Consider the following 26,388-nt stretch of genomic DNA (forward strand, 5'->3'; position numbering starts at 1 on the left):
GCCCCGCCCCGCCCCCGCCCCGCCGCTGTTGGGGGTGGGGGCGCCCCCCGGTACGCGTACGGGCCTGCGCGTTTCTCCGTGCGCGGCGGGGGAAGCCGCCGCCCGAGGAGGCACATCATGACCGCACACGACAGCGGCGGACGTGAGGGCGAGGCCGCCCACGCCCATGCCCAGTACCAGCGCGACAAGGCGGAGAACCTGCTGCAGCGGGCACGGCGCAGCACCGACGCCGAGGAGGCCGCCCGCCTGCGGGAGCGGGGCGAACGGCTCAAGGAGCGCAGCGAACGGGCCCTGAGCGAGGAGCACGAGCCCTGGCCCGACGATCTCCACGAGAGGTACCCCGGCTAGGCGGTCCCGGGGGAGCGCTGTTCCGGCTGTGACGGAGATGGCCCGAACGGCCCGGTCCCGCATGCGCCGGCCGGGCCGCCGCATGGAATGGGGGGATGACCGCGCCTCCGGACGACTGCCTCGCGCGCAACGAGTGGGTCTGCGGCGCTTATCTGTCCTCCCGGAGCGAGATCCTCGGCGACGCCGTCGTCCAGCACCTGGAGATCACCGCGATCTCCGTCGCCTTGGCGCTGCTGCTCGCCGTGCCCCTCGCCGTCCTGGCCCGGCGATGGCGCTGGGCGGCCGGCCCGGTCCTCGGGGTCACCACGATCCTGTACACGATCCCGTCCCTCGCGATGTTCTCGCTGCTCCTGCCCCTGTACGGCCTCAGCGCCTCGCTCGTATTCGCCGGGCTCGTGCTCTACTCCCTCACCCTGCTCGTGCGGAACATCCTGGCCGGCCTCCGCGCCGTCCCCGAGGACACCGGCAGGCGGCACGTGGCATGAGGTACGGGCCCGTTCGTCTGCTGCTCGCCGTCGAACTGCCGCTCGCGCTCCCCGCCGCGATGGCCGGGCTGCGCATCGCCACCGTCTCCGCCGTCTCCCTCGTCACCATCGGCGCGATCGTCGGACACGGCGGCCTCGGCAACCTCATCTACTCCGGGATGAACACCTACTTCAAGGCGCAGGTCCTCACGGCCTCCGTCCTCTGCGTGATCATCGCCGTCGTGGCCGACCTGCTGCTGCTCGGTCTGCAACGGCTGCTCACGCCGTGGACGGCACGGCCCCGCGGGCAGGCCGCGTGAACATCCTCTCCGCCACCTGGGAGTGGCTCACCACGGCCGCCAACTGGTCCGGCGACAACGGGGTCCGGCACCGGCTCGCCGAGCACCCCACCGCTGCTCACCAACGCGTACGTCGGGATGCGGGGCGTCGACGCCGATGTCGTACGGGCCGCGCGGGGGATGGGCATGACCGGCTCGCAGATGCTGTTCCGGGTCGAGGTGCCGCTCGCGCTCCCGCTGATCCTCACCGGCGTCCGTATCGCCGCCGGCGTCCGCCACCGAGTCGAAGTCGACCTCCCCCCGCCCGACTCCCCGAGCCTCGGCGTCCACCGAACGCCGTAGCGCCTCGTGCAGCTTGGCGGGGGTGAGGACGCCGACGAAACGCGGGCCGTCGAGGACCGCCACCCAGCCCGCGTCGTGCTGGAGCATCTCGCTGAACGCCTGTTTCAGCGGGGCTCCCACCGACACGAAGGCGTCCATCCGACGGGCCAGGTCGCCCACCGTGCCCCCGTGGCCGGCGAGGTCGAGGGCGTCGGCGGCCACCCAGCCGTGCAGGTCGCCGTCGCCGCCGAGGACCACCGCCCAGCGGGCCCCTCGGCGCGCAGCCGTGCCGCCGCGTCCGCGGCGGGCTCGTCCAGGCGGGCGACCGGCGGCTGTTCCAGGTCGTCCGCTTCGATCTCGGTGACCGAGAGACGCTTGAGGCCCCGATCCGCTCCGACGAACTGGGCGACGTACGGCGTGGCGGGGGTGCCGAGCACCGCCGCCGGCGTGTCGAACTGCTCGATGCGCCCCTGCCCGTACACGGCGATCCGGTCGCCCATCCGGGTCGCCTCCTCGATGTCGTGGGTGACCAGGAGGACGGTCTTGCGCACGGTGGCCTGGAGGTTCAGGAACTCGTTCTGGAGTGCTCGCGGACGACCGGGTCGACCGCGCCGAAGGGTTCGTCCATGAGGAGCACCGGCGGATCGGCGGCGAGCGCGCGGGCCACGCCGACGCGCTGGCGCTGTCCGCCGGAGAGCTGGGCCGGATAGCGCCCGCCGTAGACCTGGGGGTCGAGGCCGACCAGGTCGAGGAGTTCGGCGGCGCGGGCGCGTGCCCGGGCCTTCTTCCAGCCGATCAGCGAGGGCACGGTCGCGGTGTTGTCGAGGATCGTCCGATGCGGAAAGAGCCCGACCTGCTGGATCACGTAACCGATGTTCCTGCGCAGCCTGACCGGATCGACCTTCGCGATGTCCTCCCCGTCGACCAGGATCCGGCCGGACGTGGGCTCGATGAGTCGGTTGACCATCATCATCGTCGTCGTCTTGCCGCAACCGGACGGGCCGACCAGAGTGACCAGTTCGCCCTCGGCGACGTCGAAGGACAGGTCGTCGACGGCCGTGGTGCCGTCCGCGTACACCTTGCCGACCTGCTCGAACCGGATCATGGACCCACGCTAGGAGCCTCGGGGGCGGCGCGCACGGGGGCCGGGACCGTCCGGGGCCCGACAGCCCGCTGAACTCCGTCTCTTGTCATGACCCTTGCGAGTCTCTCCGTCGGACTGCTATTCATCCGTTAGGAAACTTTCCTTCCAATCCATCGTTCCGGGAGACCCCCATGACATCGGCACGATCGGCACGTCTTCATCTGCGCTCACTGGGTGCCGCCGGCACCGCGGTGACCGCCCTGCTCCTGGGCCTCGCCGCCGCACCGTCCCCGGCGGTGGCCGCCCCCGTCACCCATGAGGCGGAGACCGCCACGGTCTCCCGCGGCGCGGTCGAGTCCAACCACACCGGCTACACGGGCTCGGGATTCGTCAACTACGAAAACGCCGACGGCAGTTACATCCAGTGGAGCGTCAACGCCGCCCAGGCCGGCACCGCGACCCTCACCCTGCGCTACGCCAACGGCAGCACCGCCAACCGCCCGATGGACATCTCCGTCAACGGCGCGGTCGCCGCCTCCGGCAAGGCCTTCGGGGGCACCGGCGCCTGGACCAGCTGGACCACCACCACGATCACCGCGAACCTCAAGGCCGGCGCCAACACGATCCGCGCCACCGCGACCACCGCGAACGGCGGCCCCAACGTCGACCACCTCAAGGTCGACACCGCCGCGCCCGTCGTCGACACCCCGGCAGCCGTCAACGGTCAGCTGAAGGTCTGCGGCACCAAGCTCTGCAACCAGTACGGCAAGCCCATCCAGCTGCGCGGCATGTCCAGCCACGGCACCCAGTGGTACAGCCAGTGTCTGACCGGAGGCTCGCTCGACGCGCTCGCCAAGGACTGGAAGGCCGACGTCCTGCGCGTCTCCACGTACGTCCAGGAGGACGGCTGGGAGACCGATCCGGTGAAGTTCACCAACCTCGCCCACACCCTGATCGACCAGGCCTCCGCGCGCGGCATGTACGTGATCGTCGACTGGCACATGCTCGACCCGGGCGACCCGCATGCCAACCTGGCCAACGCCAAGCGCTTCTTCACGGACATCGCCAACCGGCACAAGGACAAGAACAACATCCTCTACGAGGTCGCCAACGAGCCCAACGGCGACAGCGTGACCTGGTCGAGGATCAAGAGCTACCACGAGCAGATCGTCCCGGTCATCCGGAACATCGACGGCAACGCCCCGATCCTGCTCGGCACCCGCGCCTGGTCCTCCCTGGGCGTCTCGAACGGCGGCGACGAGACCGAGGTCGTCAACAACCCGGTCAACGCCACCAACGTCATGTACACGTTCCACTTCTACGCCATGTCCCACCGCGAGGAGTACCTGGACACCCTCTCCCGGGCCGCCGACCGGATCCCGATGTTCGTCACCGAGTTCGGCACCCAGGACTACGCCGGTGAGGGCGCCAACGACTTCACGATGTCCCAGAAGTACATCGACCTGATGGCCGCCAAGAAGATCAGCTGGGTCAACTGGAACTTCTCCGACGACCACCGCTCGGGCGCCGTCTTCAAGACCGGCACCTGCGACAACAACGGTCCCTGGACGGGCACCTCGTCCCTGAAGGAGGCCGGCGTCTGGATCCGCGACCGGATCAGGTCCGCGGACGACTTCCCCACCTCCTGACCCCCTCCCGGAACACCTCCTGACCCCTCTCGACGCGCCCCCGTCCCGCGCCCTGTGATCCACTGGGCGGGCGGGGGCGTATCGAACAGGAGCAGCATTGACCAGCTACCGCCAGCCCGGCCTCGTCCTCACCGACCGCCGCTTCAGCGTGCCGCTCGACCACGCGGATCCCGAGGGCGAACAGATCGAGGTCTACGGCCGTGAGGCCGTCGCGAGCGACAGGTCCGGGGACGACCTGCCGTGGCTGGTGTACCTGGAGGGCGGGCCCGGCTTCGGGGCCCGCCGCTTCATCGGCCGCCAGGCCTGGCTCGGCCGGGCCGTCCAGGAGTTCCGCGTCCTCCTCCTCGACCAGCGCGGCACCGGCAACTCCACTCCCGCCAACCGCCAGACCCTGCCCCTGCGCGGCACCCCGGGGCGGCAGGCCGACTACCTCGCGCACTTCCGGGCCGACTCGATCGTCCAGGACTGCGAACTGATCCGGAAGCGGCTCACCGGCGGGGCCCGCTGGACCGTCCTCGGCCAGAGCTTCGGCGGCTTCTGCGCCACCCACTACCTGTCCGTCGCGCCCGAGGGGCTGCGGACGGTCCTGATCACCGGCGGACTGCCGTCCCTGCACGCCACCGCCGACGAGGTCTACCGAGCCGCCTATCCCCGCATCCGCCGCAAGGTGGAGGCCCACTACGCCCGCTACCCCCAGGACGTCGACCGCGCCCGCCGGATCGCCGCCCACCTGCAAGCGCACGAGGTCACCCTCCCGTCCGGCGGACGGCTCACCCCGGCCGCCCTCCAGTGCCTCGGCATCCTCCTCGGCAGCGGCGAGGGCACCCACCAGCTCCACTTCCTCCTGGAGGACGCCTTCGTCGAGACACCCGCGGGGCCCGCGCTCTCGGACGCCTTCCTGGAGAACGTCCAGGCCGCCCTCTCGTACGCCGGACACCCGCTCTACGCGCTGCTCCACGAGGCGATCTACGCCCAGGGGCAGGGACCCACCGCCTGGGCCGCCGAACGCGTCCGCGCCGAGTTCCCGGAGTTCGACGCGGAGAAGTCCCTGGCGGGCGACGCGCCGCTCCTCTTCACCGGCGAGACCGTCCACCCCTGGCACTTCGAGACCGACCCCGCGCTGCGCCCGCTGCGCGAGACCGCCCGGCTGCTCGCCGAACGCAAGGACTGGGCGCCGCTCTACGACCCGGCCCGCCTCGCCGCCAACGAGGTGCCGGTCGCCGCGGCCGTCTACCACGACGACCTGTACGTGGACACCGCCCACTCCCTGGAGACCGCCCGCGCGATCCGGGGCCTGCGGACGTGGGTCACGGACGAGTTCGAGCACGACGGCGTCCGGGCCGGAGGCCCCCGCGTCCTGGACCGGCTCCTCGCGCTCGCCCGGGGCGAGATCTGACCCTCGACGATAGGATTTGCCGCGCAATCGGGCAGCAATCGAGGTGCGCACGCGGGAGGCCGGTATGGCGGGGAACGACGTACCGGCCTCCGGACGGGAGCTCAAGTTCCGCGCCCTGATGGCCGAGCTGCGCCGGGGCATCCTCGACGGCACCTGGCCACCCGGCTCCAAGCTCCCCACCGAGCGGGCCCTGGCGACGGAGACCGGCCTCTCCGTGACCACGGTCCGCCGCGCGTACGAGGACCTCGTCGCCCTCGGCCTCGTCGAACGCCGCCAGGGCGCGGGGACCTTCGCCGCACAGCGACCGGACGGGGAGGAGGCGACCGCCACCGACCGCAGGATCGTCGGCGTCCTCGTCCCCGACACCGCCTTCTACTACCCCCGCGTCCTCCAGGGCATCGAACGGGAACTCGCCGCGGCCGGCGCCCGGCTCGTCCTCGCCTGCTCGCACTACGACCCCGACGAGGAGGACGCCGCCGTCCGGCGGCTGCTCTCCTCCGGCGTGCACGGGCTGCTGCTCGTCCCCTCCCTGCACACCGCCGCCGACCCGGGCCGGCGCGCCGACGAACTCCTCGCGCTGCCCGTCCCGTCGGTGCTCGTCGAGCGCCGGCTCGCCGCGTACGGCCCCGGCGACCCCACCGAACACGTCTGCACCGACCACGAGGGCGGCGCCTACGACGCCGTACGCCATCTGGGGGCCCTCGGCCACGAACGGCTGGCGCTCCTCGTCCGCACCGACGCGCCCACCAGCGCGCCCATCGAATCAGGCTTCGACCGGGCCGTCGCCGACCTCGGCCTCCACGAGCCGGTGCGCGTACGGGACGAGCCGGACGGCTGGAACCCCGAACGGGCCGACCGCGCCATCGCCGAGCTGCGGCGAGCGGGGGTCACCGCCGGGCTCTGCTTCGGCGACCGGGAGGCGGCGCTCGTGCTCGCCGCCGCCCGCCGCGCCGGGCTGCGGGTCCCCGAGGACCTCGCCCTGATCAGCTACGACAACGAGTTCGCGGACGTCGCCGAGACCCCGCTGACAGCCGTCTCACCGCCCAAGTTCCAGGTCGGCAGGCTCGCGGCGCAGATCCTGCTGCGCCGGCTCTCCGACGGCGACGCCTCCCCGCTGCACCAGGTGCGGCTGCGGCCCCGGCTCGTCGTCCGCGCCTCCTGCGGCGGCGCTGCGCAGGGCACGAGCGGGCGCAAAAGTCCAAGAAGTGAGTCCTGATTGCTCATTGTTCGCTCGTGGCGGGGAGGATAGAACTCGGTCCGGACCACCCATGAGGAGAGGACCCGGACATGACCACCCACGTCAGTGCCGAGATCGCCAGCCAGCCCGACTGCTGGCGGCGCGCCGCCGACACGGCCGCGGACCACGCCGATCTGCTGCCCCGGCGCGGTGAGCGGATCGCGGTCGTCGGCTGCGGCACCTCGTACTTCATCGCCCGCGCCTACGCGGCCCTGCGCGAATCCCTGGGCCAAGGCGAGACCGACGCCTTCCCCGCCTCCGACGAGACCCCGCTCGGGCGGGGCTACGACCGGATCGTCGCGCTCACCCGCTCCGGCTCGACGACCGAGGTCGCGACGCTCCTCGCCCGGGCCGCGGGCCGCATCCCGACCCTCGCCCTGACCGGCGTCCCGGACAGTCGCGCCGCGCACCACGCGGACCGGGTGATCGGCCTCGACTACGCCGACGAGCGCTCCGTGGCCCAGACCCGGTTCGCCACCACGGCCCTCCAACTGCTGCGCGCGGGGCTCGGGGTGGACCTGACCCCCTCGATCGTCGACGCCGAACTGGCCCTGTACGAACCGCTGCCGACGGCCTGGGAGCAGCGCCGCCAGTTCACCTTCCTCGGCACGGGCTGGACGGTCGGACTCGCCGACGAGGCCGCGCACAAGCTCCGCGGCGTGGCGCGCGCCTGGACGGAGTCGTACGCGGCGATGGAGTACCGCCACGGGCCGATCATCATCAGCGACCGGTCCAGCCTCGTGTGCTGCCTGGGCCCGGCGCCGGCCGGGCTGCGGGACGAAGTGGAGGCCACCGGGGCGCTGTTCGCCGCCGACGCCATCGATCCCGTCGCCGCGCTGGTGCGTGCCCAGCGACTCGCCGTCACGCTCGCGGTGCGGCGCGGGCTCAACCCGGACCGCCCCCGCCATGCGTCGCGCTCGGTGATCCTTTCCGGAGCGATCCGGGTCTGAGGTCGTATCCTGCGCGCATGATCGACACGAGCACCACGCAACTCGAAGACATGCCCGGTGACTGGCGGCGCGCGCTCGCCGTGGTCGCCCACCCGGACGACCTCGAGTACGGCTGCGCCGCGGCCGTCGCCGGCTGGACGGACGAGGGCAAGGAGGTCGTCTACGTCCTCGCCACCCGCGGCGAGGCGGGCATCGACACGCTCGACCCCGCCGCATGCGGCCCGCTGCGCGAGCAGGAGCAGCGGGCGAGCGCGGCTGTCGTCGGGGTGCCGACGGTGGAGTTCCTGGACCACCGGGACGGTGTGATCGAGTACGGACTGGGCCTGCGCCGCGACATCGCGGCGGCGATCCGCAGGCACCGTCCCGAACTGGTCGTCACCCTGAACCACCGCGACACCTGGGGCACGGGCGTCGGCGGCTTCTGGAACACCCCGGACCACGTGGCCGTCGGCCGCGCGACGCTGGACGCGGCGGGCGACGCGGGCAACCGATGGATCTTCCCCGAACTGACCGAGCAGGGGCTGGAGCCGTGGAACGGCGTCCGCTGGGTGGCGGTCGCCGGCTCGAACACCCCGACCCACGCGGTCGACGCCACCCCCGGCGAAGAGCGCGCCGTCCAGTCGCTCCTGGCCCACCGCGCCTATATCGAGGCCCTGACGGACGAGGACCCGGAGTCCTACGTCCGCACGTTCCTGGACGGCAACAACCAGCGTTTCGCACCGCGTTACGGCGGCCGACCGGCCGTCGCCTTCGAGCTCTTCTCCCGCTGAGGACCGTCCACCGGGGCGGGCGGCCTTCCGCCGACGGCGCACAGCACCTAACCTGACGATCCGTCAGAATGCAGGGGGTGCGCGGTGATCGACACGCTCGACAGAGAGATCCCGGACGGCGAGGAGCGACTCAGCCTCGTCGTCGAGGACGGCGTCGGGGTGCTCAGTCTCTGTCGGCCCGAGAAGCTCAACGGGTGGAGCTGGGAGGCCAGTCGGCAGCTCGGCCTGATGGCCGACCGGATTCGCTTCGACGCGAGCGTGCGGGTCGTGCTGCTGCGGGCCGAGGGGCGGGCGTTCTGTGCCGGGATCGATGTCACCGCACCCGGCGGCGGGATCACCGGGCGCACGGTCGCCGAGCGGATCCAGAGGTACGACGAGGGCATCCGCTGGGTCCATGAGCGCTTCGCCGTCTTCGCCCGGCTGCCCCAGCCGGTCGTGGCCGCCGTCCAGGGGTACTGTCTCGGCTTCGGGTTCGAACTCGCCCTGATGGCGGACGTCCGGATCGCCGCCGACGACGCCGTCTTCGCCCTGCCCGAGGCGGGCCTCGGTGTCGCCGTCGACGCGGGAGGGGATCTGAGGATCGCCCGCGAGGCGGGTGCCGGCTGGGCCAAGTACCTCGCGCTCACCGGCCGCCGCATCGACGCCGCCACCGCCGAGCGGCTCGGGCTCGTCCAGCTCGTCACGGCGCGCGACGAGCTGGACCGCACCGCCCGCGAGACCGCGGCCGCCATCGCGGCGAACGCGCCGCTCGCCGTCCGCGCCGTCAAGCGGAACATCGACGCCTACGCCGACCACGCCATGGCCGCGAGCCTCGACCGCACCGCCCTCGCCGCGGCGCTCACCCTCGCGTCGGACGACGCCCGCGAGGGCTACGCGGCGAAGGCGGCCCGCAGGCCCCCGCACTTCGAGGGCGGCTGAGTCACCCCTGCGGGGCCGGCTTGAGGACGGCGAAGGGGGCACCGAAGGGGTCGGCGAGCCAGGCGATCCGGCCCACGTCGGGGATGTCCGCCGCAGGCATGAGGACCGAGCCGCCGTTGCCCTGCGCCCGCACCGCCGTGTCGTCCACGTCCGCCACCGCGAAGTACGGGATCCAGCGCGCGTGGTCCCCGCCCTCCTGGAGCTCGGCGATCCCGCCGAACGAGGCGTCCTGCTGGTCGCCCTCGGCCGTGGACAGCACCCGATAGGTCATCCCCGGCGCGTCCATGTCCTGCGAGCGCCAGCCGAACAGCTTGCCGTAGAACTCCACGGCGGCCCGCGGATCGGGGACGTGCAGCTCCGCCCAGCACAGCGTGTTGTCCTCGGAGGTCTTCTCCACACCCTTCACCGAGCCCGGCTGCCACACCGCGAAATCGGCGCCGCCCGGGTCGGTCAGCTGGGCCATCCGCCCGGCGTCCATCACGTCGAAGGGCTCCGCGCGCACCCGGCCTCCGGCGCTCTGCGCGGTCTTGGCCGTGGCGTCGGCGTCCGGTGTCTGGAAGTACACGGTCCAGGCGGAACTCGCACCCTCCTCGGTCAGCGGCCCGAGCGCGGCGACCGTGCGGCCGTCCTGCTGGAAGAAGCCGTAGCCGCCGGCGTCCGGGCCTGCCGAGGCGAACTCCCAGCCGAAGACGGCGGTGTAGAACCCGGCGGCGACCGCCGTGTCGGGACTGCCGAGGTCGATCCAGCTGGGGGAGCCCTTGGTGAAGTCCGTACCGAGCATGTCGTGCCCTGCCTTTCCGCGTCTGGAGGTCGTCCGGCCACCCTCGCCGATCCTCCACGCTCGGCCCCGCCCCCGCAGCCGCAGGCGCCCGTGTTCATCCGCGTGGACCAGCGCGATCCGCGCGGACCCGCGCGCGTCACTCCCCGAACCGCCCCCGCCCCAGCTGCTCGCGCACCGGCACCACGGGATCGTTGACCAGCGCCCGGCGCTGCCAGTTGGCGCCGTCGACGACCAGCGTGTGCCCGGAGACGAACCGGGCGTACGGGGAGGCCAGAAAGGTCGCCGCCCAGCCCAGCTCGCGCGGGTACCCCACGCGGAGCGCGGGCTGCCTGGAGTCCTGGTGGGACGCCCGGTCGAGGGCGCCCCGGATGTCGGACGTCATGTCCTGGTGCGGCATCAGCCCCGGCACCAGGCCGTTGACCTGGATCCCGTACGGTCCCCACTCCACGGCCAGCGTCTCCACCAGGTTCTTGACCCCGGCCTTCGCCGCCGCCGAGTGGGCGAAGCCCGGGCCGCCGGTCCAGGCGTACGAGGCCCCCACGTTGACCACCGACCCCGGCGTCCCCGCCGCGAGATGGCGGCGGGCGAACTCCCGGGTCATGAACCAGGTGCCCGTGAGCGTGATGTCGACGACCGCGCGCCAGCCGTTCGGCGACAACTCCTCGGCCGGTACGGGGAAGTTGGCCGCCGCGTTGTTGACCAGGACGTCCGGGCGGGAGCCGAGCGTCGCCTCGCAGGAGGAGAAGACCCCGGCGACGGCCTCGGCGTCGCGGATGTCGCAGACCGCGGTCGCCACCCGCCTCCCGCCGATCCCGCCCAGCTCGTCCCGCGCCGCCTCCAGCCTGGCGGCCGTACGCCCGACGATCAGCAGCTCCGCGCCGAGCCGGGCGAACTCCGCCGCGATCGCCCTCCCCAGCCCCGATCCGCCCCCGGTCACCAGGACCACCCGCCCCTCGTACGTCCCCGGTGGCAGCGCGCTCGCGCCGAGCGGGGGAGGAGCGGGCAGTCCCGGCAGGTCCTGCGCTTCGTCGGTCATGCCGCATCGATAGCGCGGGAAGGACGAGAACTGAAGACCCGTCAGCGTCCGGACACCGCGGCCGCGACCTTGTGGTCCAGATCCTCCGTGATCAGCTCCATGTTGATCGCCACGCCGGCCCGGTAGCCCCCGCTCGCCGCGTTGACGACCTGCTCCTGGGCGCCGATCGCGTTCCCCGCCGCCCAGACACCCGGCACGCTGGTCCGCCCGGTCTCGTCCACCGCCAAGAACGGGCCGAGCGGCGTCTCGCGCGTCGTGGCGCCCAGCGCGGTGAGCAGGCCGTCCCGGGGCGTCATGCGCGGCCCGACGAAGAGCACGTCACGCGCGACGACGCGGCCGTCCGCCATGCGCACGCCCGTGAAGCGGTCGTCCTCGACGACCAGACCGGCCACCTCGCCCGTCACGACCTCGATTCCGGCCGCCGCCACCCGGGCCCGGTCCCCCTCCGAGGGCTCGTCGGCGGTGTGCAGGAAGAGCGTCACGTCGTCGGACCACTGCGCGACGACCAGGGCCTGATGGACCCCCATCACCGGATGCGCGATCACCCCGAAGGCCCGGTCGCGGACTTCCCAGCCGTGGCAGTACGGGCAGTGCAGCACATCGCGGCCCCACCGCTCGGCGACGCCGTCGATCTCCGGCAGCTCGTCCACCAGACCGGTGGTCACGACGAGCCGGCGCGCCTCGATCCGACGGCCGTCGTCCACGGTCACCCCGAAACCGCCGGCGCCGTCCGGCACCGCCGCCGTCACACGCCCCGCCGTCCACTCCACCCCGTACGCGGCGATCTCCCGACGCCCGGCCTCCAGGAAGTCCGCCGGGCTCATCCCGTCCCGGGAGAGGAAACCGTGCATACGGGCGGCCGGGGCGTTGCGAGGCTCGCCGGCGTCGATCACCAGGGTCCTCCGCCGTGACCGCCCGAGGACCAGGGCCGCGCTCAGCCCCGCCGCGCCACCGCCCACCACCACCGCGTCGTACCGCTCGTTCGTGTCCATGCCTCGACCCTCGCCCGGACTCGCGCGCTTGACAAATGCTCTTGCCGTTTCCGCAAATGGAATCCATGACCGACGACGAACGCATCGACGACGTACTGAACGAGGTCGGCCCGCGGCTGCGCCGCATCCGGCGCGAGCGCGGCGCCACGCTGGGGGACCTGTCCGCCTCCACCGGGATCTCCGTGAGCACGCTCTCCCGACTGGAGTCCGGGCAGCGCAAGCCGAGCCTGGAGCTGTTGCTGCCCATCGCCCGGGCCCATCAGGTGCCGCTCGACGAACTGGTCGGCGCACCGCCGGTCGCCGATCCCCGGGTGCGCGCGAAGCCGATCGTGCGACACGGCCGGACCATGTATCCGCTGACCCGCCAGCCGGGCGGCCTCCAGGCGTACAAGATCGTGCAGGAGAAGGCCGATGCGGTGGTGGAGCAGCGGGTCCACGAGGGGTACGAGTGGCTCTACGTCCTCTCCGGGAAGCTGCGGCTCGTCCTCGGCGAGCACGACGTGGTCATCGGCGCGGGGGAGGCGGCCGAGTTCGACACGCGCGTGCCGCACTGGTTCGGGCCGACGGCCGACGGCCCGGTGGAGTTCCTGAGCCTGTTCGGGCCACAGGGCGAGCGGATGCACGTGAGGGCGCGGCCCAAGGCGTCCTGACGGAGTCCCGGGCGGAAGAAGTACCCGGCGGACGGTTCCACCAGGCACAAGCGACCGCTTAGTATGCGACCGACCGCGCAGTACGGACGACGGCTGGTGGAGGACCGCGATGCAGGCATGGCGAGTGCACGAGAACGGCGAGCCGGGCGAGGTGATGCAGCTCGACGAGGTGGACACGCCGACACCCGGCGAGGGGCAGCTGCTCCTCAAGGTGCGCGCGGCCAACGTCAACTTCCCCGACGCCCTGCTCTGCCGGGGCCAGTACCAGGTGCGGCCCCCGCTGCCCTTCACCCCCGGCGTGGAGATCTGCGGCGAGACCGAGGACGGTCGCCGGGTCATCGCCACCCCCGCCCTCCCGTACGGCGGACTCGCCGACTACGCGGTGGCGGACGCGGCGGCCCTGCTCCCCGCGCCCGAGGCCCTCGACGACGCCGAGGCGGCCGCGCTCCACATCGGCTACCAGACCGGCTGGTTCGGCCTGCACCGCCGCGCCGCCCTGAAGGAGGGCGAGACCCTCCTCGTCCACGCCGCCGCGGGCGGTGTCGGCAGCGCCGCCGTCCAGCTCGGCAAGGCCGCCGGCGCCACCGTCATCGGCGTCGTCGGCGGCGCGGAGAAGGCCGAGGTCGCCCGCGCGCTCGGCTGCGACGTCGTCGTCGACCGGCACTCCGAGGACGTCATCGCCGCCGTCAAGGAGGCCACCGGCGGCCGGGGCGCCGACGTGATCTACGACCCCGTCGGCGGCGCGGCATACGCGCAGTCCGCCAAGGTGGTCGCCTTCGAGGGCCGCATCGTGATCGTCGGCTTCGCGAGCGGGGCCATCCCCTCGCCCGCGCTCAACCACGCCCTCGTCAAGAACTACTCGATCGTCGGACTCCACTGGGGCCTCTACAACCTGAAGGACCCGGCCGCGATCCTGCGCTGCCACGAGACCCTCACCGAGTACGCGGCCAAGGGCCTGATCAAGCCGCTGGTCAGCGAGCGGGTGCCGTTCGCCGGCGCGGCGGACGCCGTACAGCGGGTCTCCGAGGGCGTCACCACCGGCCGTCTGGTCGTCCTTCCGGAAGGGGCCGCCCGATGACCGCCCCGATCGACGCCGAGGCGCTGCGCGCGCGGACCGCGCGGCTGCTCGCCGAGCACCCGCCCGCCACCACCGACCGCACGGACTTCCTCCGGGCCCGCTTCGACGCCGGACTCGCCTGGGTCCACTACCCCGTGGGCCTCGGCGGCCTCGACGCCCCGCGCTCCCTCCAGGCCGTCGTCGACGCCGGACTGGCCGCCGCCGGCGCCCCCGACAACGACCCCCGCCGGATCGGCATCGGCCTCGGCATGGCCGCGCCGACCGTCCTCGCCTACGGCTCCGACGAGGTCAAGCAGCGCTTCCTCAAGCCGCTCTGGGTCGGCGAGGAGGTGTGGTGCCAGCTCTTCAGCGAGCCGGGCGCGGGATCCGACCTCGCGGCGCTCGGCACGCGTGCCGTCCGCGACGGCGACCACTGGGTGGTGAACGGTCAGAAGGTGTGGACGTCCAGCGCGCACGTCGCCCGCTGGGCCATCCTCATCGCCCGTACCGACCCGGACCTGCCCAAGCACCGGGGCATCACCTACTTCATCTGCGACATGACCGACCCCGGCGTCGAGGTCCGGCCCCTGCGGCAGATCACCGGAGAGGCCGAGTTCAACGAGGTCTTCCTGACCGACGTCCGCATCCCCGACGCCCACCGGCTCGGCGAGACCGGCGACGGCTGGCGCGTCGCGCAGACCACGCTCATGAACGAGCGGGTCTCCATCGGCGGCGCCCGCATCCCCCGCGAGGGCGGGATGATCGGGCCGGTCTCCACGACCTGGCGCGAGCGCCCCGAGCTGCGCACCCACGAGCTGCACCGGCGGCTGCTCGACCTCTGGGTCGACTCCGAGGTGGCCCGGCTCACCGGCGAGCGGCTGCGTCAGCAGCTCGTCGCCGGACAGCCCGGCCCCGAGGGCAGTGCCATGAAGCTGGGCTTCGCCCGGCTCAACCAGGCCATCAGCGGCCTGGAGGTCGAACTCCTCGGTGAGGAAGGGCTGTTGTACGGGGACTGGACCATGCGCCGCCCCGAGCTCGTCGACTTCACCGGCCGGGACGCCGGCTACCGCTATCTGCGCTCCAAGGGCAACTCGATCGAGGGCGGTACGACCGAGGTCCTGCTCAACATCGTCGCCGAACGCGTCCTCGGCCTGCCCGCCGAGCCCCGCAACGACAAGGACGTCGCCTGGAAGGACCTCGCGCGATGACTGATCTGCTCTACTCCGAGACCGAGGACGACCTGCGGGCGGCGGTCCGCTCCCTGCTCACCGACCGTGCGGACCCGAGCGTGGTGCTCGGCCGGATCGAGAGCGGTGATCCGTACGTCCCCGGCCTCTGGAAGTCGCTGGCCGGCGACATGGGCGCGGCCGGACTCCTCGTGCCCGAGAAGCTCGGCGGGCAGGGCGCGAGCCACCGTGAGGCGGCCGTGGTCCTGGAGGAGCTGGGGCGGGCGGTGGCCCCGGCGCCGTACCTCACCAGTGCCGTGGTGGCGACGGAGACCCTGCTCGCGCTGGACACGGAGAGCGCCCCGGTCGCGGAGCTGCTCTCCGGTCTCGCGGGCGGCCGGACGGTGGCGGTGCTCGCCGTTCCGCTCTCGGCGGACCCCGGCGCGGAGCCGCCGACCACCGACCGGGTGGCGGGCGTCGCGGACGCGGCCGCGGCGGACGCCCTGCTCGTGCTCCGTGCCGACGGGCTGTACGCGGTCCCGTCCGCCGAGGCCACGGTCCAGGCGCAGACCCCGCTCGATCTGACCCGGCCGCTCGCGGCGGTCACCACGGACGCGACGAGCGGCACCCGGCTCGCCGACCCGGACACGGCCTTCACGGCGATCCGTCGCGGACTGCTCGCGGGCGCCGGACTCCTCGCCTCCGAGCAGCTCGGGCTCGCCGAGTGGTGCCTGGAGGAGACCGTCCGCCACACCCGCGAGCGCTACCAGTTCAACCGGCCCGTCGGCTCCTTCCAGGCGCTCAAGCACCGGATGGCGCAGCTCTGGCTGGAGGTCGTGAACGCCCGGGCGGCGGCCCGCGCCGCCGCCGACGCGCTGGCCACCGGCAGCCCCGACGCCCCGCTGACGGTGGCCGTGGCCCAGGCGTACTGCTCGAAGGTCGCCGTCCACGCGGCCGAGGAGTGTGTCCAACTGCACGGCGGCATCGGCATGACCTGGGAGCACCCCGCCCACCTCGCGCTGAAGCGGGCCAAGTCCGACCAGATCGCGCTGGGTTCGGCGGGGCGGCACCAGGACACCGTCGCCGAGCTGGTCGGCCTCCCGGCTCCCGCCTAGGCGGAAGTAAGGGGCCCTAGTGTCCGCACCCCTTTACATACTGTTTAATTGCGAGTCGTTCGCAACAACAGTTGATCTTCAAGAGGGGTGTGGACACGATGACCGCCCGATCCATACGCGGCGCGGCCGCCACGACGCTGGCCGGAGCCCTGGCCCTCACCGCGGCGGCCTGTTCGAACCCGGGCGGGACCGCCGCGGGCGCCGGCGGCCCGAAGGATTCCGCGGTCGTCGGCATCGCCTACGAGCCCGAGACCCTCAGCCCCCTCCTCGGCTACGGCAAGGACGGCAACTCCAAGATCTTCGACGGCCTCCTGGCCTTCGACGGCGACATGAAGCTGAAGCCGGCGCTCGCCCTGAAGCTGCCCCACATCAGCGACGGCGGCCTCACCTACACGTACACCCTCCGCGACGACGTGACCTTCAGCGACGGCGTCCCCTTCACCGCGAAGGACGTCGTCTTCACGTACCGGACGATCCTCGACCCGAAGACGAACAACCCCTCCCGCACCGAACTCGACGCCCTCGAGAGCGTCGAGGCGGTCGGCGACGACACCGTCGTCTTCCGGCTCAAGTACCCCTACGCGCCCTTCGCCGAGCGCACCGTCCACGCCATCGCCCCCGAGCACGTCGCCGCGAAGCAGGACGTCAACACCGGCGCCTTCACCACCAAGCCGATCGGCACCGGACCGTACGTCCTCAGCGACTGGTCCAAGGGCGAGAAGCTCAGCTTCAAGGCCAACCCGACCTACTGGAACGGCGCGCCCCGGGTGAAGAAGTTCACCATGGCGATCATCAAGGACGACGACGTCCGCGCCACCCGGCTCCGCGCCGGCGACCTGGACGCCGCCATCCTGCCGCCCAACCTCGCCGCGGGCTTCGAGAACGACAAGGCGAAGAAGACCTACGCCGCGAAGACCTACGACTACCGGACGGTCACGCTCCCGACCCACAACACGGTCACGGGAGACACCGCCGTCCGCCGCGCCCTCGATGTCGCCGTCGACCGGCAGGCCATGGTCGACAAGATCCTCGAAGGCGCCGGAAAGCCCGCCTACGGACCCGTCCCCACCGACAGCGAGTGGTTCGCCAAGGGCACCGAGCGCCGCCACGACCTCGCCGGGGCCCAGAAGATCCTCGACGAGGCCGGCTGGAAGCCCGGCCCCGACGGCATCCGCGTGAAGAACGGCGTACGGGCCACGTTCCCGCTCTGGTACCTCTCCGGCGACAAGCTCCGCCAGGACCACGCCCTCGCCTACGCCTCCGATGCCAAGAAGGCCGGCATCGAGATCAAGACGCAGGGCGGCACCTGGGAGGTCATCGAGCCCCGGATGAAGACCGACGCGGTCCTCGCCGGCGGCGGCTCGCCCGGCGACCCCGACTTCGACCAGTACCTGCTCCTGAAGTCCACCCTCGGCGGCGACGGCTTCAACAACATGGCGTGGTACGACGACAAGGCCGTCGACAAGGCGCTGGAGGACGGCCGCCGGACGAACGACGCGGTCAAGCGGCACGCCGCCTACGCCACCGTCCAGCGCGAGCTCGTGAAGAACCCCGGCTACACCTTCCTCACCCACATCGACCACCTCTACGTGGTCGGCGACAGCTGGAACGGACTCTCCACCCAGATCGAGCCGCACGACCACGGCCTGGCCTCCGGCCCCTGGTGGAACGTCGAGACGTGGATCCCCAAGGACACGAAGAAGTGAGCCGACGCCTCCCCTGGGGGGCCATGGCCCGGATGACGGGACGGCGGGCCCTGTTCGCCGTCCCCGTCCTCCTCGCCGTCACCTTCGCGGTCTTCGCCGTCGCCGACGCCTCCCCCTTCGACCCCGTCAAGGCGTACGCCGGCACCGCCGGACTCACCGCCTCGCAGGAGAACCTCGACCAGCTCCGCGCCAACCTCGGCGTCGACCGGCCCCTGGTCACCCGCTGGTGGGACTGGCTCACCGCCGCCCTGCGCGGCGACCTCGGCGACTCCAGCGTCATGCGTCAGCCCGTCGCCGACGTCATCGCCGAGCGCATCGGCTGGTCCGCGCTCCTCGCCGCCACCGCCTTCCTCGTCGCCATCCTCCTCGGCACCGCCCTCGGCGTCCTCGCAGGCCGCCGCCGCGGCGGCCTGCTCGACCGGACCGTCAGCTCCGCCGCGTACACCCTGGAAGCCGCCCCCGCCTTCTGGCTCGGGCTGCTCGCCATCTGGTTCTTCGCACTGAGGCTCGGCGCCCTGCCGGCCGGCGGTCTCACCGATACCGCGAGCGACACCGTCACCGCCGACCAGGTGATCAGCCACCTCGTGCTGCCCGCCCTCGTCCTCGGCGTCTCCCAACTGCCGTGGTTCTACCTGTACGTCAGGCAGGGCGTCGGCGACGCCCTGGAGGAGGACCCCGTACGCGGGGCACGCGCGCGTGGCCTGCGGGAGCGGACCGTCCTGCTCGGCCACGCCCTGCGCTCCGGAATGCTGCCCATGCTCACCCTGGTCGGCTCCCGCGTCCCCGAACTCATCACCGGAGCCCTCCTCGTGGAGACCGTCTTCAGCTGGCCCGGCATCGCCGCCGCGACCGTCCAGGCCGCGACCTCCGTCGACTTCCCGCTGCTCGCCGCGCTCACCGTGCTCGCCACCGCCGCCGTGCTCCTCGGCAACCTCCTCTCCGACCTGCTGTACGGGCTCGCCGACCCGAGGGTGGGCTTCGATGGCTGACCGGCCGGCCCGCCGCGTACGGCTGTGGACCTCCGGGGGAATCGTCGGCGCGGTCCTCCTCGCCGTCCTCCTCGTCCCGCCGCTCGTCCAGCTCGACGAGCAGGCCGTCGACCTCTCGCTGAAACTCCTCCCGCCGTCCTGGGAGCACCCCTTCGGGACCGACGACGTCGGCCGCGACCTGCTGCTGCGCTGCGTCTACGGGCTGCGGATCTCGCTCCTCGTCGGCCTGGTCGCCGCGCTCGTCGCCACCGTCATCGGCACCGCCGTCGGCGCGGCGGCCGCCTCCCTCGGCGGCTGGACCGACCGGGTCGTGATGCGGATCGTCGACGCCTTCTCGTCCGTACCGCACCTGCTGCTCGGCATCTTCATCGTGGCGATGTTCCGGCCGGGCGTGTGGCCGGTCATCGTGTCCGTCGCCCTCACGCACTGGCTCTCGACCGCCCGGATCGTCCGCTCCGAGGTGCTCTCGCTCCGCTCACGCCCCTACATCGACGCGGCGATCTCCGGCGGCGCCTCGCGGTGGCGCGTGACCGCGCGCCATCTGCTGCCCGCCGTCCTGCCGCAGGCCGGGCTCGCCGCCGTCCTGATGGTGCCGCACGCCATGTGGCACGAGTCCGCACTCTCCTTCCTCGGCCTCGGCCTCCCCAGCCACCAGGCCAGCCTCGGCAACCTCGTGCAGTCCGCGCGCTCCTCGCTGCTGGCCGGGGACTGGTGGCCGACGCTCTTTCCCGGCCTGCTGCTCATCGTGCCGACACTCGCGATCGCCGGCCTCGCCGGAGTGTGGCGCGACCGGCTCAACCCGCGCCGCCGATCGGAGCTGATGCTGTGAACCCGCGCCTCGTACGAGCCCTGGAGGCCGTCACCGGCGCAGGTAGGGGGAGTGCCGACGAGGCCGTCCTCAGCGTGCGCGGGCTCTCCGTCCGCTTCCGGATGCGCGGCGGACGCCAAGTCGCCGCCGTCACCGACGCGGACTTCGACCTGGCGGCGGGGGAGTGCCTCGCCCTCGTCGGCGAGAGCGGCTGCGGCAAGTCCGTCCTCGCCTCCGCGCTCCTCGGACTCCTGCCCGGCAATGCCGAGACCTCCGGCTCGGCGCTGCTCGACGACGTCGACCTGCTGGCCGCCGACGAGCGGACGCTGGCCCGTACGGTACGAGGACGGCGCGTCGGACTCGTACCGCAGAGCCCGGCGGCCCACCTCACGCCCGTGCGGACCGTGCGCGCCCAGCTGGAGGAGACCGTCCGCGAACTGACCGGCGCTCCGCGCCGGGAGCGGCGCGCCGCCGCCGAGGCGGCCGCCGAACGGGCCGCGTTCCCCGCCGGCCACCTCGACCGCTGTCCGCACGAACTCTCCGGCGGCCTCGCCCAGCGCGCCGCGACCGCCCTCGCGCTCATCGGCGACGCCCCGCTCCTGCTCGCGGACGAACCGACCACCGGCCTCGACCGCGACCTGGTCGAGCGGACCGTCGACGAACTGCGCCGCCACGCCGACGAGGGCCGGGCGCTGCTGCTGATCACCCACGACCTGTCCGCCGCGGAACGCATCGCCGACCGGGTGGCGGTGATGTACGCGGGCCGGATCGTCGAGACGACGCCCGCCCACCGCTTCTTCGGCGAGCCGGGCCCGCGCCATCCGTACGCCCGCGGTCTGCTGAACGCCCTGCCCGACCGCGCGTTCACCCCCATCCCGGGTATGCCGCCCGAGCTGACCGCCCTGCCGCCCGGCTGCGCGTTCGCCTCTCGCTGCGCGCGGGCGACGGAGGCCTGCGGCACGCCGCCGGCACCGCTCGCCGGAGTGGCCTGCCACCACCCCGTGGGACAGACCGCCGATGCGTGACGTCCGCGCCGAGCGCCCGCGCAGGCACATCGGCGTTTCACGGCCGGACCTCGTCGGTTCCGGTCGTGAGGTGCGCCATGGCGCGGGCCCGTGGTGCCCGCCCCGGCGCGTCGGCTGCTCGCTGCCGGACCCCGCCGGTTTCCGCCGTGAGGCGCGCCGTGGCGCGGGCCCGGGGCGTGTGCCCTCCCGCCGGCCCGCGGTGGACCGCGGCCATCTCCTCGCTCCCGTCGCACCAGGAGTGCCCCGTGCTTGAACTCGACGCCATCACCGCCGGCTACGACCGCCGCGCACCGGTCTTCCGCGGCGCCTCGCTGACGCTCGCACCCGGCGAGTCGGTCGGCCTGCTCGGCCCCAGCGGGTGCGGCAAGTCCACCCTCGCCCGGGTCGCCGCCCTGCTCCACGGGCCGGATGCCGGCCGCGTCAGGATCGACGGGCAGGAGGCGCGGGGCTGGCGCCACCGCGCCCCGCGCGCCCTGCGGACCTCCGTCGGCGTGGTGTTCCAGCAGCCCCGGATGTCCGCCGACCCGCGGCTCCGGCTGCGCGATCTGATCGCCGAACCCCTGCGGGCCGGCGGTCGCCGCGCGGAGATCCCCGAACGGCTCGCCGCGCTCGCCCCCACCGTCGGCCTCACCGACGACCTGCTGGCGCGCCGCCCGCACGAAGTCAGCGACGGACAGCTCCAACGCGCCTGCCTGGCACGGGCCTTGGTGCTGCGCCCGCGCTGGCTGGTCTGCGACGAGATGACGGCCATGCTCGACGCCTCGACCACGGCCGCCCTCGTCGCCGCGGTGGAGGCGTACCGCGCGGAATCCGGCGCCGGCCTGCTCGCCGTCGGACACGACCGCGACCTCCTCGACCGCTGGTGCGACCGCACCGTCGAGTGGTCCGACTGTGTGGCGGCCTGACCTCGAATTCCCGCGCAAGTGGATCGTGCTGAGGGCAACTACCGTGCCATGATGGTGAGTTATGACGCCAGGGGAGGGTGTGACGAAGCACGAGATCCGCATCAGGCCGGTCCAGGAGACATCACGCAGTGATGTCGACGCCCTGCTGACCTGGCTGACGCGCGAGCGGATCGTGAAGGAGAAGCTCGAGAAGGGGGAGTTACGGGTCGAACAGCGGGCCACACCGGACGAGCACGGCACCCCGATGGGCCTCGGGACCGAGATCGTCCTCGTCGTCCTCCAAGGGGTGACCGGCGTCGTCCTCGTCGAACTCCTGGAGCAGGCGAAGTCCGCGGTGCGGGAGTGGCAGGAGAACCGTCGGTCGGTCGGCGAGGACGATCCCCCCGACTTCGACGTCACCTCGGACGGCGATCCGAGGTAGCCCGGTGGCGCGCTTCGACCCGCGCGGAAGGGTGAACCACGCTCTGCTCGTCACGGTGCCCGAGTACACCTCCGATCTGCCGCCGGACCCGTCCGGCATGCTGGGCGACATCGCGGCCGTCCGGCACAACAGCACGGAGCTGAAGAGGGCGCTGCGCGCGGGTGGGGTGTTCCGCGAGGAGGACATCACCACCAGCAGCCCGGCCGGTTCCGACCCGTTCTTCCGGGACCTCATGCGCGCCCGCGACCGGGCGGACGGGCTGCTCCTGCTGTACTTCGCCGGACACGGCCTCGTGTCCAGCTACAACGAGCCGGACGAACTGTGGTTCGCCATGCCCCGCACGACGATCGTGCCGGGAGATCCGCCCGCGTTCCTGCAGGCCGTCCGCTGGAGCGAGGTGCTCCCGGCCCTGTGCCAAGGTCGGGCCGAGCAGGTGGTGGTCGTCCTCGACTGCTGCTACGCGGGCAACGCCTCGGCGGCCTGGAACAAGCTGCCCGCGGACCATCGCGGGCGGATCTCGCTGCTCGCCTGCGTGCAGGCGAACGACAGGATCGACGCGGGGGACTCGGGCACGCCCACACCCTTCACCGCCCAGTTGGTCCGCATGCTCGAGAAGGGCGTCGACGACGCCGGTGGCGAGGTGAGCTTCAGCGCGCTATCCGACGCGCTCAGGACGTACATGTCCAAGAACCACACCACGCTGCGCAAGAAGCCGACCCCGTGGGTGCCGCAGAGCTGCCCCGCCGACGGCGCCGACGTCGTCCTCGCCGCCGCCGACGTCGAGCCTCCGCAGCCCCCTCCGCCGCCGCCCCCTCCGCCCGTCCCGCCGCGGCGGCGCGGGCGATGGCGCCGTGTCCCCTTCCCGGCCTGGGCGGCCCTGGCCCTGTCCCTGGCCGTCGTGGTGGGGTTCGCCGTCTACCGCGCCCTGCCGACGAGCCCGTGCACGTCCCCCCTGGAACTGAGACTGCTCACCGACCCGGACTCCGAGCCGACCGTACGCAAGGCGGTCAACGCCTATCTGGAGTCGCCCGCCAACCAGGAAGACGGCTGCCGGCGCAGCGGCATCACCGTCTACGGCGCCAAGGCCGCCGACGCCATCGCCGCCTTCCGGGACTCCTCCCGCTTCTGGCAGGACCCCGACACCGAGACCAACCCCCAGCGGGACATCGGCCCCCAGCCGGACATCTGGGTTCCCGGCTCGGCGGCAGCCGTCGACCGTGCCCGCTCCTACAGCGGCGGCGGAACGTCGGTGGAGCTCACGGCGCACAAACCGTTCGTCCACTCGCCGATGGTGCTGGCCGTCCCCGCGCAGCTGGCCGAAGGGTCGGAGAAGGACCGGCTCGGCCGCCCGCTCGCCCAGTTCGTCGAGGCGCTGACCCAGCGCGCCGCCGGCGCCGTCGTGGCGCGGAGCGACCCGGAACACACCGACTCCGGACTGCTCGCCACCGTGGGCCTGTACGGGAACCGTCCCGGCGCCGCGGCCGGTGTGGAACGGGGCCTGGCGCCCGGACGGCCGCTGCCCGACGGCCGCGCGCTGCTGTGCGAGCTGCCCAAGGTGGCCGCCGTCGACACGAAGACGGCGGCGCTCGTGCCGGAGCACCTGCTGAGGACGGGGGTGAGCTGCGGGCGCCAGACCCGGACTCCCCGCGTGGCGGAGTACCCGGCCGACGTGCCCCGGCTCACCCTGCCCTTCGTGCGGGTCCGCTGGGACGGCGGCGACCAGGACAAGGCGGCCCGGGACGATGCCGCCGACCGCTTCCGTGCCTGGCTGACCGGCCCGGAGGGAGTGGAGGTGTTCACGGGCGACGGCTACCGCGCCGGCCCCGGCGACGCGCAGACCCCGGCCTCCCCGCCCGCCTCGCCCCCCGCCAACGGCGCGCTCGCCGACCCCGGGCGGCTTCCGGACGCGGGCGACGCCAAGGCGATGGACGCCGCCCTGGAGGGGTACCGCAAGGCCAACGGCCCCGGACGGGTGCTGTTCCTGCTCGACAACTCCGGTTCGATGAGGAGCTCGTGGGACGGTCCCGGCGGCGGTCCGGGGATCATCCAGCAGTCCATCGGCGGGCTGGGCGGCCAGGACGAGTACGGCCTGTGGACGGTGTCCTCGAAGCCCGGAGCCGCCCGCCCCTACACGCCTCTGCTGGCCCTCGGCACGCACAAGAACCGCGACGAGGCGAAGAGGACCTTCGGCGGGGCCCGGATCGAGGACAACGAGGCCGATCCGTACCGGGCGTTGAGCGCCGCGGTGACCGCCGTGAAGGCAGGAGGAGACGACGACCGGCCCCGGCTGGTCGTCTTCGTCACGGACGACGAGGACAACGTCTCCGGCGGCCGGCTGGAGGGGTTGCTCCCGACGCTGCGGCAGGCTGGGGTCCCGGTCGTCACGGCCTCCCTGGACGTCGGCGGCTGTGCCAAGGGCCGGCCCGACGAGCGGATCGCGACCGCGAGCGGCGGACGGTGTCTGGACGGCTCGGGGGACCTCATCGCCGGGCTGCGGGACGAGGTCGCCAGAACCGGTACGGGGGAGGGGACATGACCGCCCGCGCGTCCCGCCGCACCACCACCTTCCTCCTCGCCTGTCTCCTCGCGCTCGGCGCGTGCACGGGCGAGGGCGGTGACCCGCCCGAGAACGCGACGGACTCCGGCGCACCGCTCCTGATCGCCAGCGGCCGGGACGTCACCGGCAAGGGCGGCATCCGCGAGAAGCTGATCAAGGAGTGGAACGCCAGGCCGGGCAACACCCACCAGGCGCGCCTGGTCGAACTGCCGGGCTCCGCCGACCAGCAGCGCAGCCAGCTGCTCGGCGCCCTCCAGTCCGGCAGCGCGCGGTACGACGTGGTCAACCTGGACGTCACCTGGGTCCCCGAGTTCGCCGAGGCGAAGCTCGTCCAGGAGCTGGACGCGGGCCTCGTCGACGGCGACGTCATCGACTCCGTGGCCCGTACGGCGCGTTGGGACGACAGGACCTACTCCGTCCCCTTCAACACCGACGTCGGGCTGCTCTACTACCGCCGCGACCATCTGGAGCAGGCCGGGGTGCAGAACAAGAACACCCGCCTCGACGAGAACACCACCTGGAACCAGGTGCGCGACCTCATCAGGACCGTCGAACAGGCCGACCTTCCCGGCGTCGAGGCGGGCTGGACCACCCAACTCGCCCCGTACGAAGGCCTGACGGTCAACGGCATCGAGGCGTTCGCCTCGGTCCTCGAAGGCGGCCTCACCGACGAACGCGGCCGCTACACGGCCACCGCGGGCGGCCTCGAGGACGGTCTCGAGGAGCTGCGCGCCCGGACCGAGAGCTCCTACCTGCTCCCCGATGCCACCGGCTCCGACGAGGCCGCGTCCCTCACCGCCTTCATCGACGGCAGGACGACCTTCCTGCGTCACTGGCCCTACGCCTACCGCACGTTGCACCAGTCGCTCACCCCCGACCGGCTCGGAGTCGCGCCGCTGCCCGGCAAGGCGGTCCTCGGAGGCCAGAACCTCGCCGTCACCACGTCCGCCACCGGCAAGCGCGCCGAAGCGGCGCGGGATCTGATCAGGTTCCTCACCGACCCGCAGAGCGAACGCTGCCTGCTCGACGCGGGCTTCGCCGCCACCCGGGAGTCCGCGTACACGGAGGACAAGGTCTCCTGCAGGCTGCCCGCCGCCTCCGCGCCCTCGCCGTCGGCGGAGAGCGCGGACCGGATGCCGCGTGCGGACGGGCGCCCGCTGTACGCGCGGACCACCCTGCTCACCGCCCTGAAGGGCGAGGCCGTCGCCCGCCCCCGCACCCCGCACTACGGGGCCTTCACCCAGACCTTCACCACGCATCTGAGCCGGCTGTTCGGCGACAGTCCTCCCACCGACAAGGAGCTCGCGCAGGACCTGGACGAGGCGCTGCGAGACGCCCTGCCCGAGCCCTCCTCGTGAGTCCGTCCACCGCGGCTGAACCGCCGCGGTGGGAATGTCACCCGTTCGGCAGGCACGCCGTACGGCCGGACGGCGCCCCCGCTGCGCCACACTGGCCGCCGAACGCCGCGATTCCGGCGCGGCGCAAGGAGGGTGTGGGCGATGGCCGTGTCCGTTTCTGTCGTACTGCTGCTGCTCGTCCTGGCGGTGATCTTCCTCCGCAACGGCGGCCTCAAGCTGTCCCACGCGCTGGTCTGCGCCCTGCTCGGCTTCTTCCTCGCCGGCACGAGCATGGCGCCGACCATCCAGAACGGGGTCGCCGCCACCGCCAACGTGGTCAGCAGCCTCAAGCCCTGACACCGTTCGGCGGAACGTTTCACGATCATGAAGTGCCCATGAAACAACGG

23 protein-coding genes and 3 pseudogenes are annotated in these 26,388 nt (G+C 72.9%); 22 read left to right on the forward strand and 4 right to left on the reverse strand.

Features of this window, described 5'->3' with window-relative positions:
* The first annotated feature begins 117 nt into the window (after positions 1 to 117).
* From ACFVZW_RS28150 to ACFVZW_RS28160, 3 genes and pseudogenes are all read left to right on the forward strand, one after another.
* Positions 118 to 348, forward strand: coding sequence for a DUF6381 family protein (locus tag ACFVZW_RS28150; protein WP_384526832.1), 231 nt, complete (start codon positions 118 to 120; stop codon positions 346 to 348).
* A gap of 95 nt (positions 349 to 443) precedes the next feature.
* Positions 444 to 1,132 (forward strand): annotated as a pseudogene (locus tag ACFVZW_RS28155) (ABC transporter permease).
* Positions 1,129 to 1,378 (forward strand): annotated as a pseudogene (locus ACFVZW_RS28160) (ABC transporter permease subunit); the annotation flags it as partial. The pseudogenes ACFVZW_RS28155 and ACFVZW_RS28160, both read left to right, overlap by 4 nt.
* Here ACFVZW_RS28160 and ACFVZW_RS28165 read toward each other — a convergent pair.
* Positions 1,379 to 2,537 (reverse strand): annotated as a pseudogene (locus ACFVZW_RS28165) (ABC transporter ATP-binding protein); the annotation flags it as partial.
* Positions 2,538 to 2,707: 170 nt separating this feature from the next.
* On the opposite strand from ACFVZW_RS28165, the gene ACFVZW_RS28170 reads away from it, so the two are divergent.
* From ACFVZW_RS28170 to ACFVZW_RS28195, 6 genes are all read left to right on the forward strand, one after another.
* Positions 2,708 to 4,165, forward strand: coding sequence for a cellulase family glycosylhydrolase (locus tag ACFVZW_RS28170; protein ID WP_384526835.1), 1,458 nt, complete (start codon positions 2,708 to 2,710; stop codon positions 4,163 to 4,165).
* A 97-nt stretch (positions 4,166 to 4,262) separates the two neighbouring features.
* Positions 4,263 to 5,561: an alpha/beta fold hydrolase gene (locus ACFVZW_RS28175; protein WP_384526838.1), complete on the forward strand. Its 1,299-nt coding sequence runs from the start codon at positions 4,263 to 4,265 to the stop codon at positions 5,559 to 5,561.
* A gap of 64 nt (positions 5,562 to 5,625) precedes the next feature.
* Positions 5,626 to 6,777, forward strand: a complete 1,152-nt coding sequence (locus tag ACFVZW_RS28180) for a GntR family transcriptional regulator (protein ID WP_384526840.1) — start codon at positions 5,626 to 5,628, stop codon at positions 6,775 to 6,777.
* 71 nt (positions 6,778 to 6,848) lie between these two features.
* On the forward strand, positions 6,849 to 7,748 hold the full coding sequence (locus ACFVZW_RS28185) for an SIS domain-containing protein (RefSeq protein ID WP_384526843.1): 900 nt from the start codon (positions 6,849 to 6,851) through the stop codon (positions 7,746 to 7,748).
* Positions 7,749 to 7,765: 17 nt separating this feature from the next.
* Entirely contained in the window at positions 7,766 to 8,518 is a 753-nt protein-coding gene (locus tag ACFVZW_RS28190) for a PIG-L deacetylase family protein (RefSeq protein WP_384526845.1), read from the forward strand.
* An 84-nt stretch (positions 8,519 to 8,602) separates the two neighbouring features.
* Entirely contained in the window at positions 8,603 to 9,436 is an 834-nt protein-coding gene (locus ACFVZW_RS28195; RefSeq protein ID WP_384526848.1) for an enoyl-CoA hydratase/isomerase family protein, read from the forward strand.
* A gap of 1 nt (position 9,437) precedes the next feature.
* On the opposite strand, the gene ACFVZW_RS28200 is transcribed toward ACFVZW_RS28195, so the two are convergent.
* The 3 genes from ACFVZW_RS28200 to ACFVZW_RS28210 all read right to left on the reverse strand — a co-directional run bounded on the left by ACFVZW_RS28200 (position 9,438) and on the right by ACFVZW_RS28210 (position 12,245).
* Complete coding sequence (locus ACFVZW_RS28200) at positions 9,438 to 10,217, reverse strand: VOC family protein (protein ID WP_384526851.1); 780 nt, start codon at positions 10,215 to 10,217, stop codon at positions 9,438 to 9,440.
* A gap of 136 nt (positions 10,218 to 10,353) precedes the next feature.
* Entirely contained in the window at positions 10,354 to 11,253 is a 900-nt protein-coding gene (locus tag ACFVZW_RS28205; protein ID WP_384526854.1) for an SDR family oxidoreductase, read from the reverse strand.
* Positions 11,254 to 11,294: 41 nt separating this feature from the next.
* The gene (locus ACFVZW_RS28210; RefSeq protein WP_384526857.1) at positions 11,295 to 12,245 is read right to left on the reverse strand and encodes an NAD(P)/FAD-dependent oxidoreductase; all 951 of its coding nucleotides are present in this window, start codon (positions 12,243 to 12,245) and stop codon (positions 11,295 to 11,297) included.
* Positions 12,246 to 12,310: 65 nt separating this feature from the next.
* Here ACFVZW_RS28210 and ACFVZW_RS28215 point away from each other — a divergent pair, with 65 nt between their 5' ends.
* The 13 genes from ACFVZW_RS28215 to ACFVZW_RS28275 all read left to right on the forward strand — a co-directional run bounded on the left by ACFVZW_RS28215 (position 12,311) and on the right by ACFVZW_RS28275 (position 26,338).
* Positions 12,311 to 12,895: a helix-turn-helix domain-containing protein gene (locus ACFVZW_RS28215; protein WP_384526860.1), complete on the forward strand. Its 585-nt coding sequence runs from the start codon at positions 12,311 to 12,313 to the stop codon at positions 12,893 to 12,895.
* A 109-nt stretch (positions 12,896 to 13,004) separates the two neighbouring features.
* Entirely contained in the window at positions 13,005 to 13,973 is a 969-nt protein-coding gene (locus ACFVZW_RS28220; protein WP_384526863.1) for an NADPH:quinone oxidoreductase family protein, read from the forward strand.
* Positions 13,970 to 15,160 carry an acyl-CoA dehydrogenase family protein gene (locus tag ACFVZW_RS28225; protein WP_384526866.1) on the forward strand — a complete coding sequence of 397 codons (1,191 nt, stop codon included), beginning with the start codon at positions 13,970 to 13,972 and terminating at the stop codon, positions 15,158 to 15,160. Before ACFVZW_RS28220 ends, ACFVZW_RS28225 begins: the two co-directional genes overlap by 4 nt.
* Positions 15,157 to 16,233, forward strand: a complete 1,077-nt coding sequence (locus ACFVZW_RS28230; protein WP_384526869.1) for an acyl-CoA dehydrogenase family protein — start codon at positions 15,157 to 15,159, stop codon at positions 16,231 to 16,233. Before ACFVZW_RS28225 ends, ACFVZW_RS28230 begins: the two co-directional genes overlap by 4 nt.
* 98 nt (positions 16,234 to 16,331) lie before the next feature.
* Complete coding sequence (locus tag ACFVZW_RS28235; RefSeq protein ID WP_384526872.1) at positions 16,332 to 17,939, forward strand: ABC transporter substrate-binding protein; 1,608 nt, start codon at positions 16,332 to 16,334, stop codon at positions 17,937 to 17,939.
* Entirely contained in the window at positions 17,936 to 18,928 is a 993-nt protein-coding gene (locus ACFVZW_RS28240) for an ABC transporter permease (RefSeq protein WP_384526875.1), read from the forward strand. The genes ACFVZW_RS28235 and ACFVZW_RS28240 overlap by 4 nt, the downstream gene beginning before the upstream one ends.
* Positions 18,921 to 19,757, forward strand: a complete 837-nt coding sequence (locus ACFVZW_RS28245) for an ABC transporter permease (RefSeq protein WP_384526878.1) — start codon at positions 18,921 to 18,923, stop codon at positions 19,755 to 19,757. The genes ACFVZW_RS28240 and ACFVZW_RS28245 overlap by 8 nt, the downstream gene beginning before the upstream one ends.
* Before the next feature lie 101 nt (positions 19,758 to 19,858).
* Positions 19,859 to 20,761: an ABC transporter ATP-binding protein gene (locus ACFVZW_RS28250; RefSeq protein WP_384526921.1), complete on the forward strand. Its 903-nt coding sequence runs from the start codon at positions 19,859 to 19,861 to the stop codon at positions 20,759 to 20,761.
* Between the two features lie 245 nt (positions 20,762 to 21,006).
* Complete coding sequence (locus ACFVZW_RS28255) at positions 21,007 to 21,666, forward strand: ABC transporter ATP-binding protein (RefSeq protein WP_384526881.1); 660 nt, start codon at positions 21,007 to 21,009, stop codon at positions 21,664 to 21,666.
* Between the two features lie 79 nt (positions 21,667 to 21,745).
* The gene (locus tag ACFVZW_RS28260; protein WP_384526884.1) at positions 21,746 to 22,087 is read left to right on the forward strand and encodes a hypothetical protein; all 342 of its coding nucleotides are present in this window, start codon (positions 21,746 to 21,748) and stop codon (positions 22,085 to 22,087) included.
* A gap of 4 nt (positions 22,088 to 22,091) precedes the next feature.
* Positions 22,092 to 24,623 (forward strand): substrate-binding domain-containing protein, encoded by a 2,532-nt coding sequence (locus ACFVZW_RS28265; RefSeq protein WP_384526887.1) that lies wholly within the window; start codon positions 22,092 to 22,094, stop codon positions 24,621 to 24,623.
* Positions 24,620 to 26,002 carry an extracellular solute-binding protein gene (locus ACFVZW_RS28270; RefSeq protein ID WP_384526890.1) on the forward strand — a complete coding sequence of 461 codons (1,383 nt, stop codon included), beginning with the start codon at positions 24,620 to 24,622 and terminating at the stop codon, positions 26,000 to 26,002. Before ACFVZW_RS28265 ends, ACFVZW_RS28270 begins: the two co-directional genes overlap by 4 nt.
* 141 nt (positions 26,003 to 26,143) lie before the next feature.
* A complete protein-coding gene (locus tag ACFVZW_RS28275) occupies positions 26,144 to 26,338 on the forward strand; it encodes a hypothetical protein (protein WP_329112937.1) in 195 nt (64 codons plus the stop codon).
* Positions 26,339 to 26,388: the final 50 nt, after the last annotated feature.

Source organism: Streptomyces sp. NPDC059567 (genome assembly GCF_042735655.1).
Lineage (GTDB): Bacteria > Actinomycetota > Actinomycetes > Streptomycetales > Streptomycetaceae > Streptomyces.

Coding starts and splice junctions, on each gene's coding strand:
- ACFVZW_RS28150 (WP_384526832.1), top strand. CDS start 118: ATGACCGCACACGACAGCGGCGGACGTGAGGGCGAGGCCGCCCACGCC.
- ACFVZW_RS28170 (WP_384526835.1), top strand. CDS start 2,708: ATGACATCGGCACGATCGGCACGTCTTCATCTGCGCTCACTGGGTGCC.
- ACFVZW_RS28180 (WP_384526840.1), top strand. CDS start 5,626: ATGGCGGGGAACGACGTACCGGCCTCCGGACGGGAGCTCAAGTTCCGC.
- ACFVZW_RS28185 (WP_384526843.1), top strand. CDS start 6,849: ATGACCACCCACGTCAGTGCCGAGATCGCCAGCCAGCCCGACTGCTGG.
- ACFVZW_RS28190 (WP_384526845.1), top strand. CDS start 7,766: ATGATCGACACGAGCACCACGCAACTCGAAGACATGCCCGGTGACTGG.
- ACFVZW_RS28200 (WP_384526851.1), bottom strand. CDS start 10,217: ATGCTCGGTACGGACTTCACCAAGGGCTCCCCCAGCTGGATCGACCTC.
- ACFVZW_RS28205 (WP_384526854.1), bottom strand. CDS start 11,253: ATGACCGACGAAGCGCAGGACCTGCCGGGACTGCCCGCTCCTCCCCCG.
- ACFVZW_RS28210 (WP_384526857.1), bottom strand. CDS start 12,245: ATGGACACGAACGAGCGGTACGACGCGGTGGTGGTGGGCGGTGGCGCG.
- ACFVZW_RS28215 (WP_384526860.1), top strand. CDS start 12,311: ATGACCGACGACGAACGCATCGACGACGTACTGAACGAGGTCGGCCCG.
- ACFVZW_RS28220 (WP_384526863.1), top strand. CDS start 13,005: ATGCAGGCATGGCGAGTGCACGAGAACGGCGAGCCGGGCGAGGTGATG.
- ACFVZW_RS28225 (WP_384526866.1), top strand. CDS start 13,970: ATGACCGCCCCGATCGACGCCGAGGCGCTGCGCGCGCGGACCGCGCGG.
- ACFVZW_RS28230 (WP_384526869.1), top strand. CDS start 15,157: ATGACTGATCTGCTCTACTCCGAGACCGAGGACGACCTGCGGGCGGCG.
- ACFVZW_RS28235 (WP_384526872.1), top strand. CDS start 16,332: ATGACCGCCCGATCCATACGCGGCGCGGCCGCCACGACGCTGGCCGGA.
- ACFVZW_RS28245 (WP_384526878.1), top strand. CDS start 18,921: ATGGCTGACCGGCCGGCCCGCCGCGTACGGCTGTGGACCTCCGGGGGA.
- ACFVZW_RS28250 (WP_384526921.1), top strand. CDS start 19,859: ATGCGCGGCGGACGCCAAGTCGCCGCCGTCACCGACGCGGACTTCGAC.
- ACFVZW_RS28270 (WP_384526890.1), top strand. CDS start 24,620: ATGACCGCCCGCGCGTCCCGCCGCACCACCACCTTCCTCCTCGCCTGT.
- ACFVZW_RS28275 (WP_329112937.1), top strand. CDS start 26,144: ATGGCCGTGTCCGTTTCTGTCGTACTGCTGCTGCTCGTCCTGGCGGTG.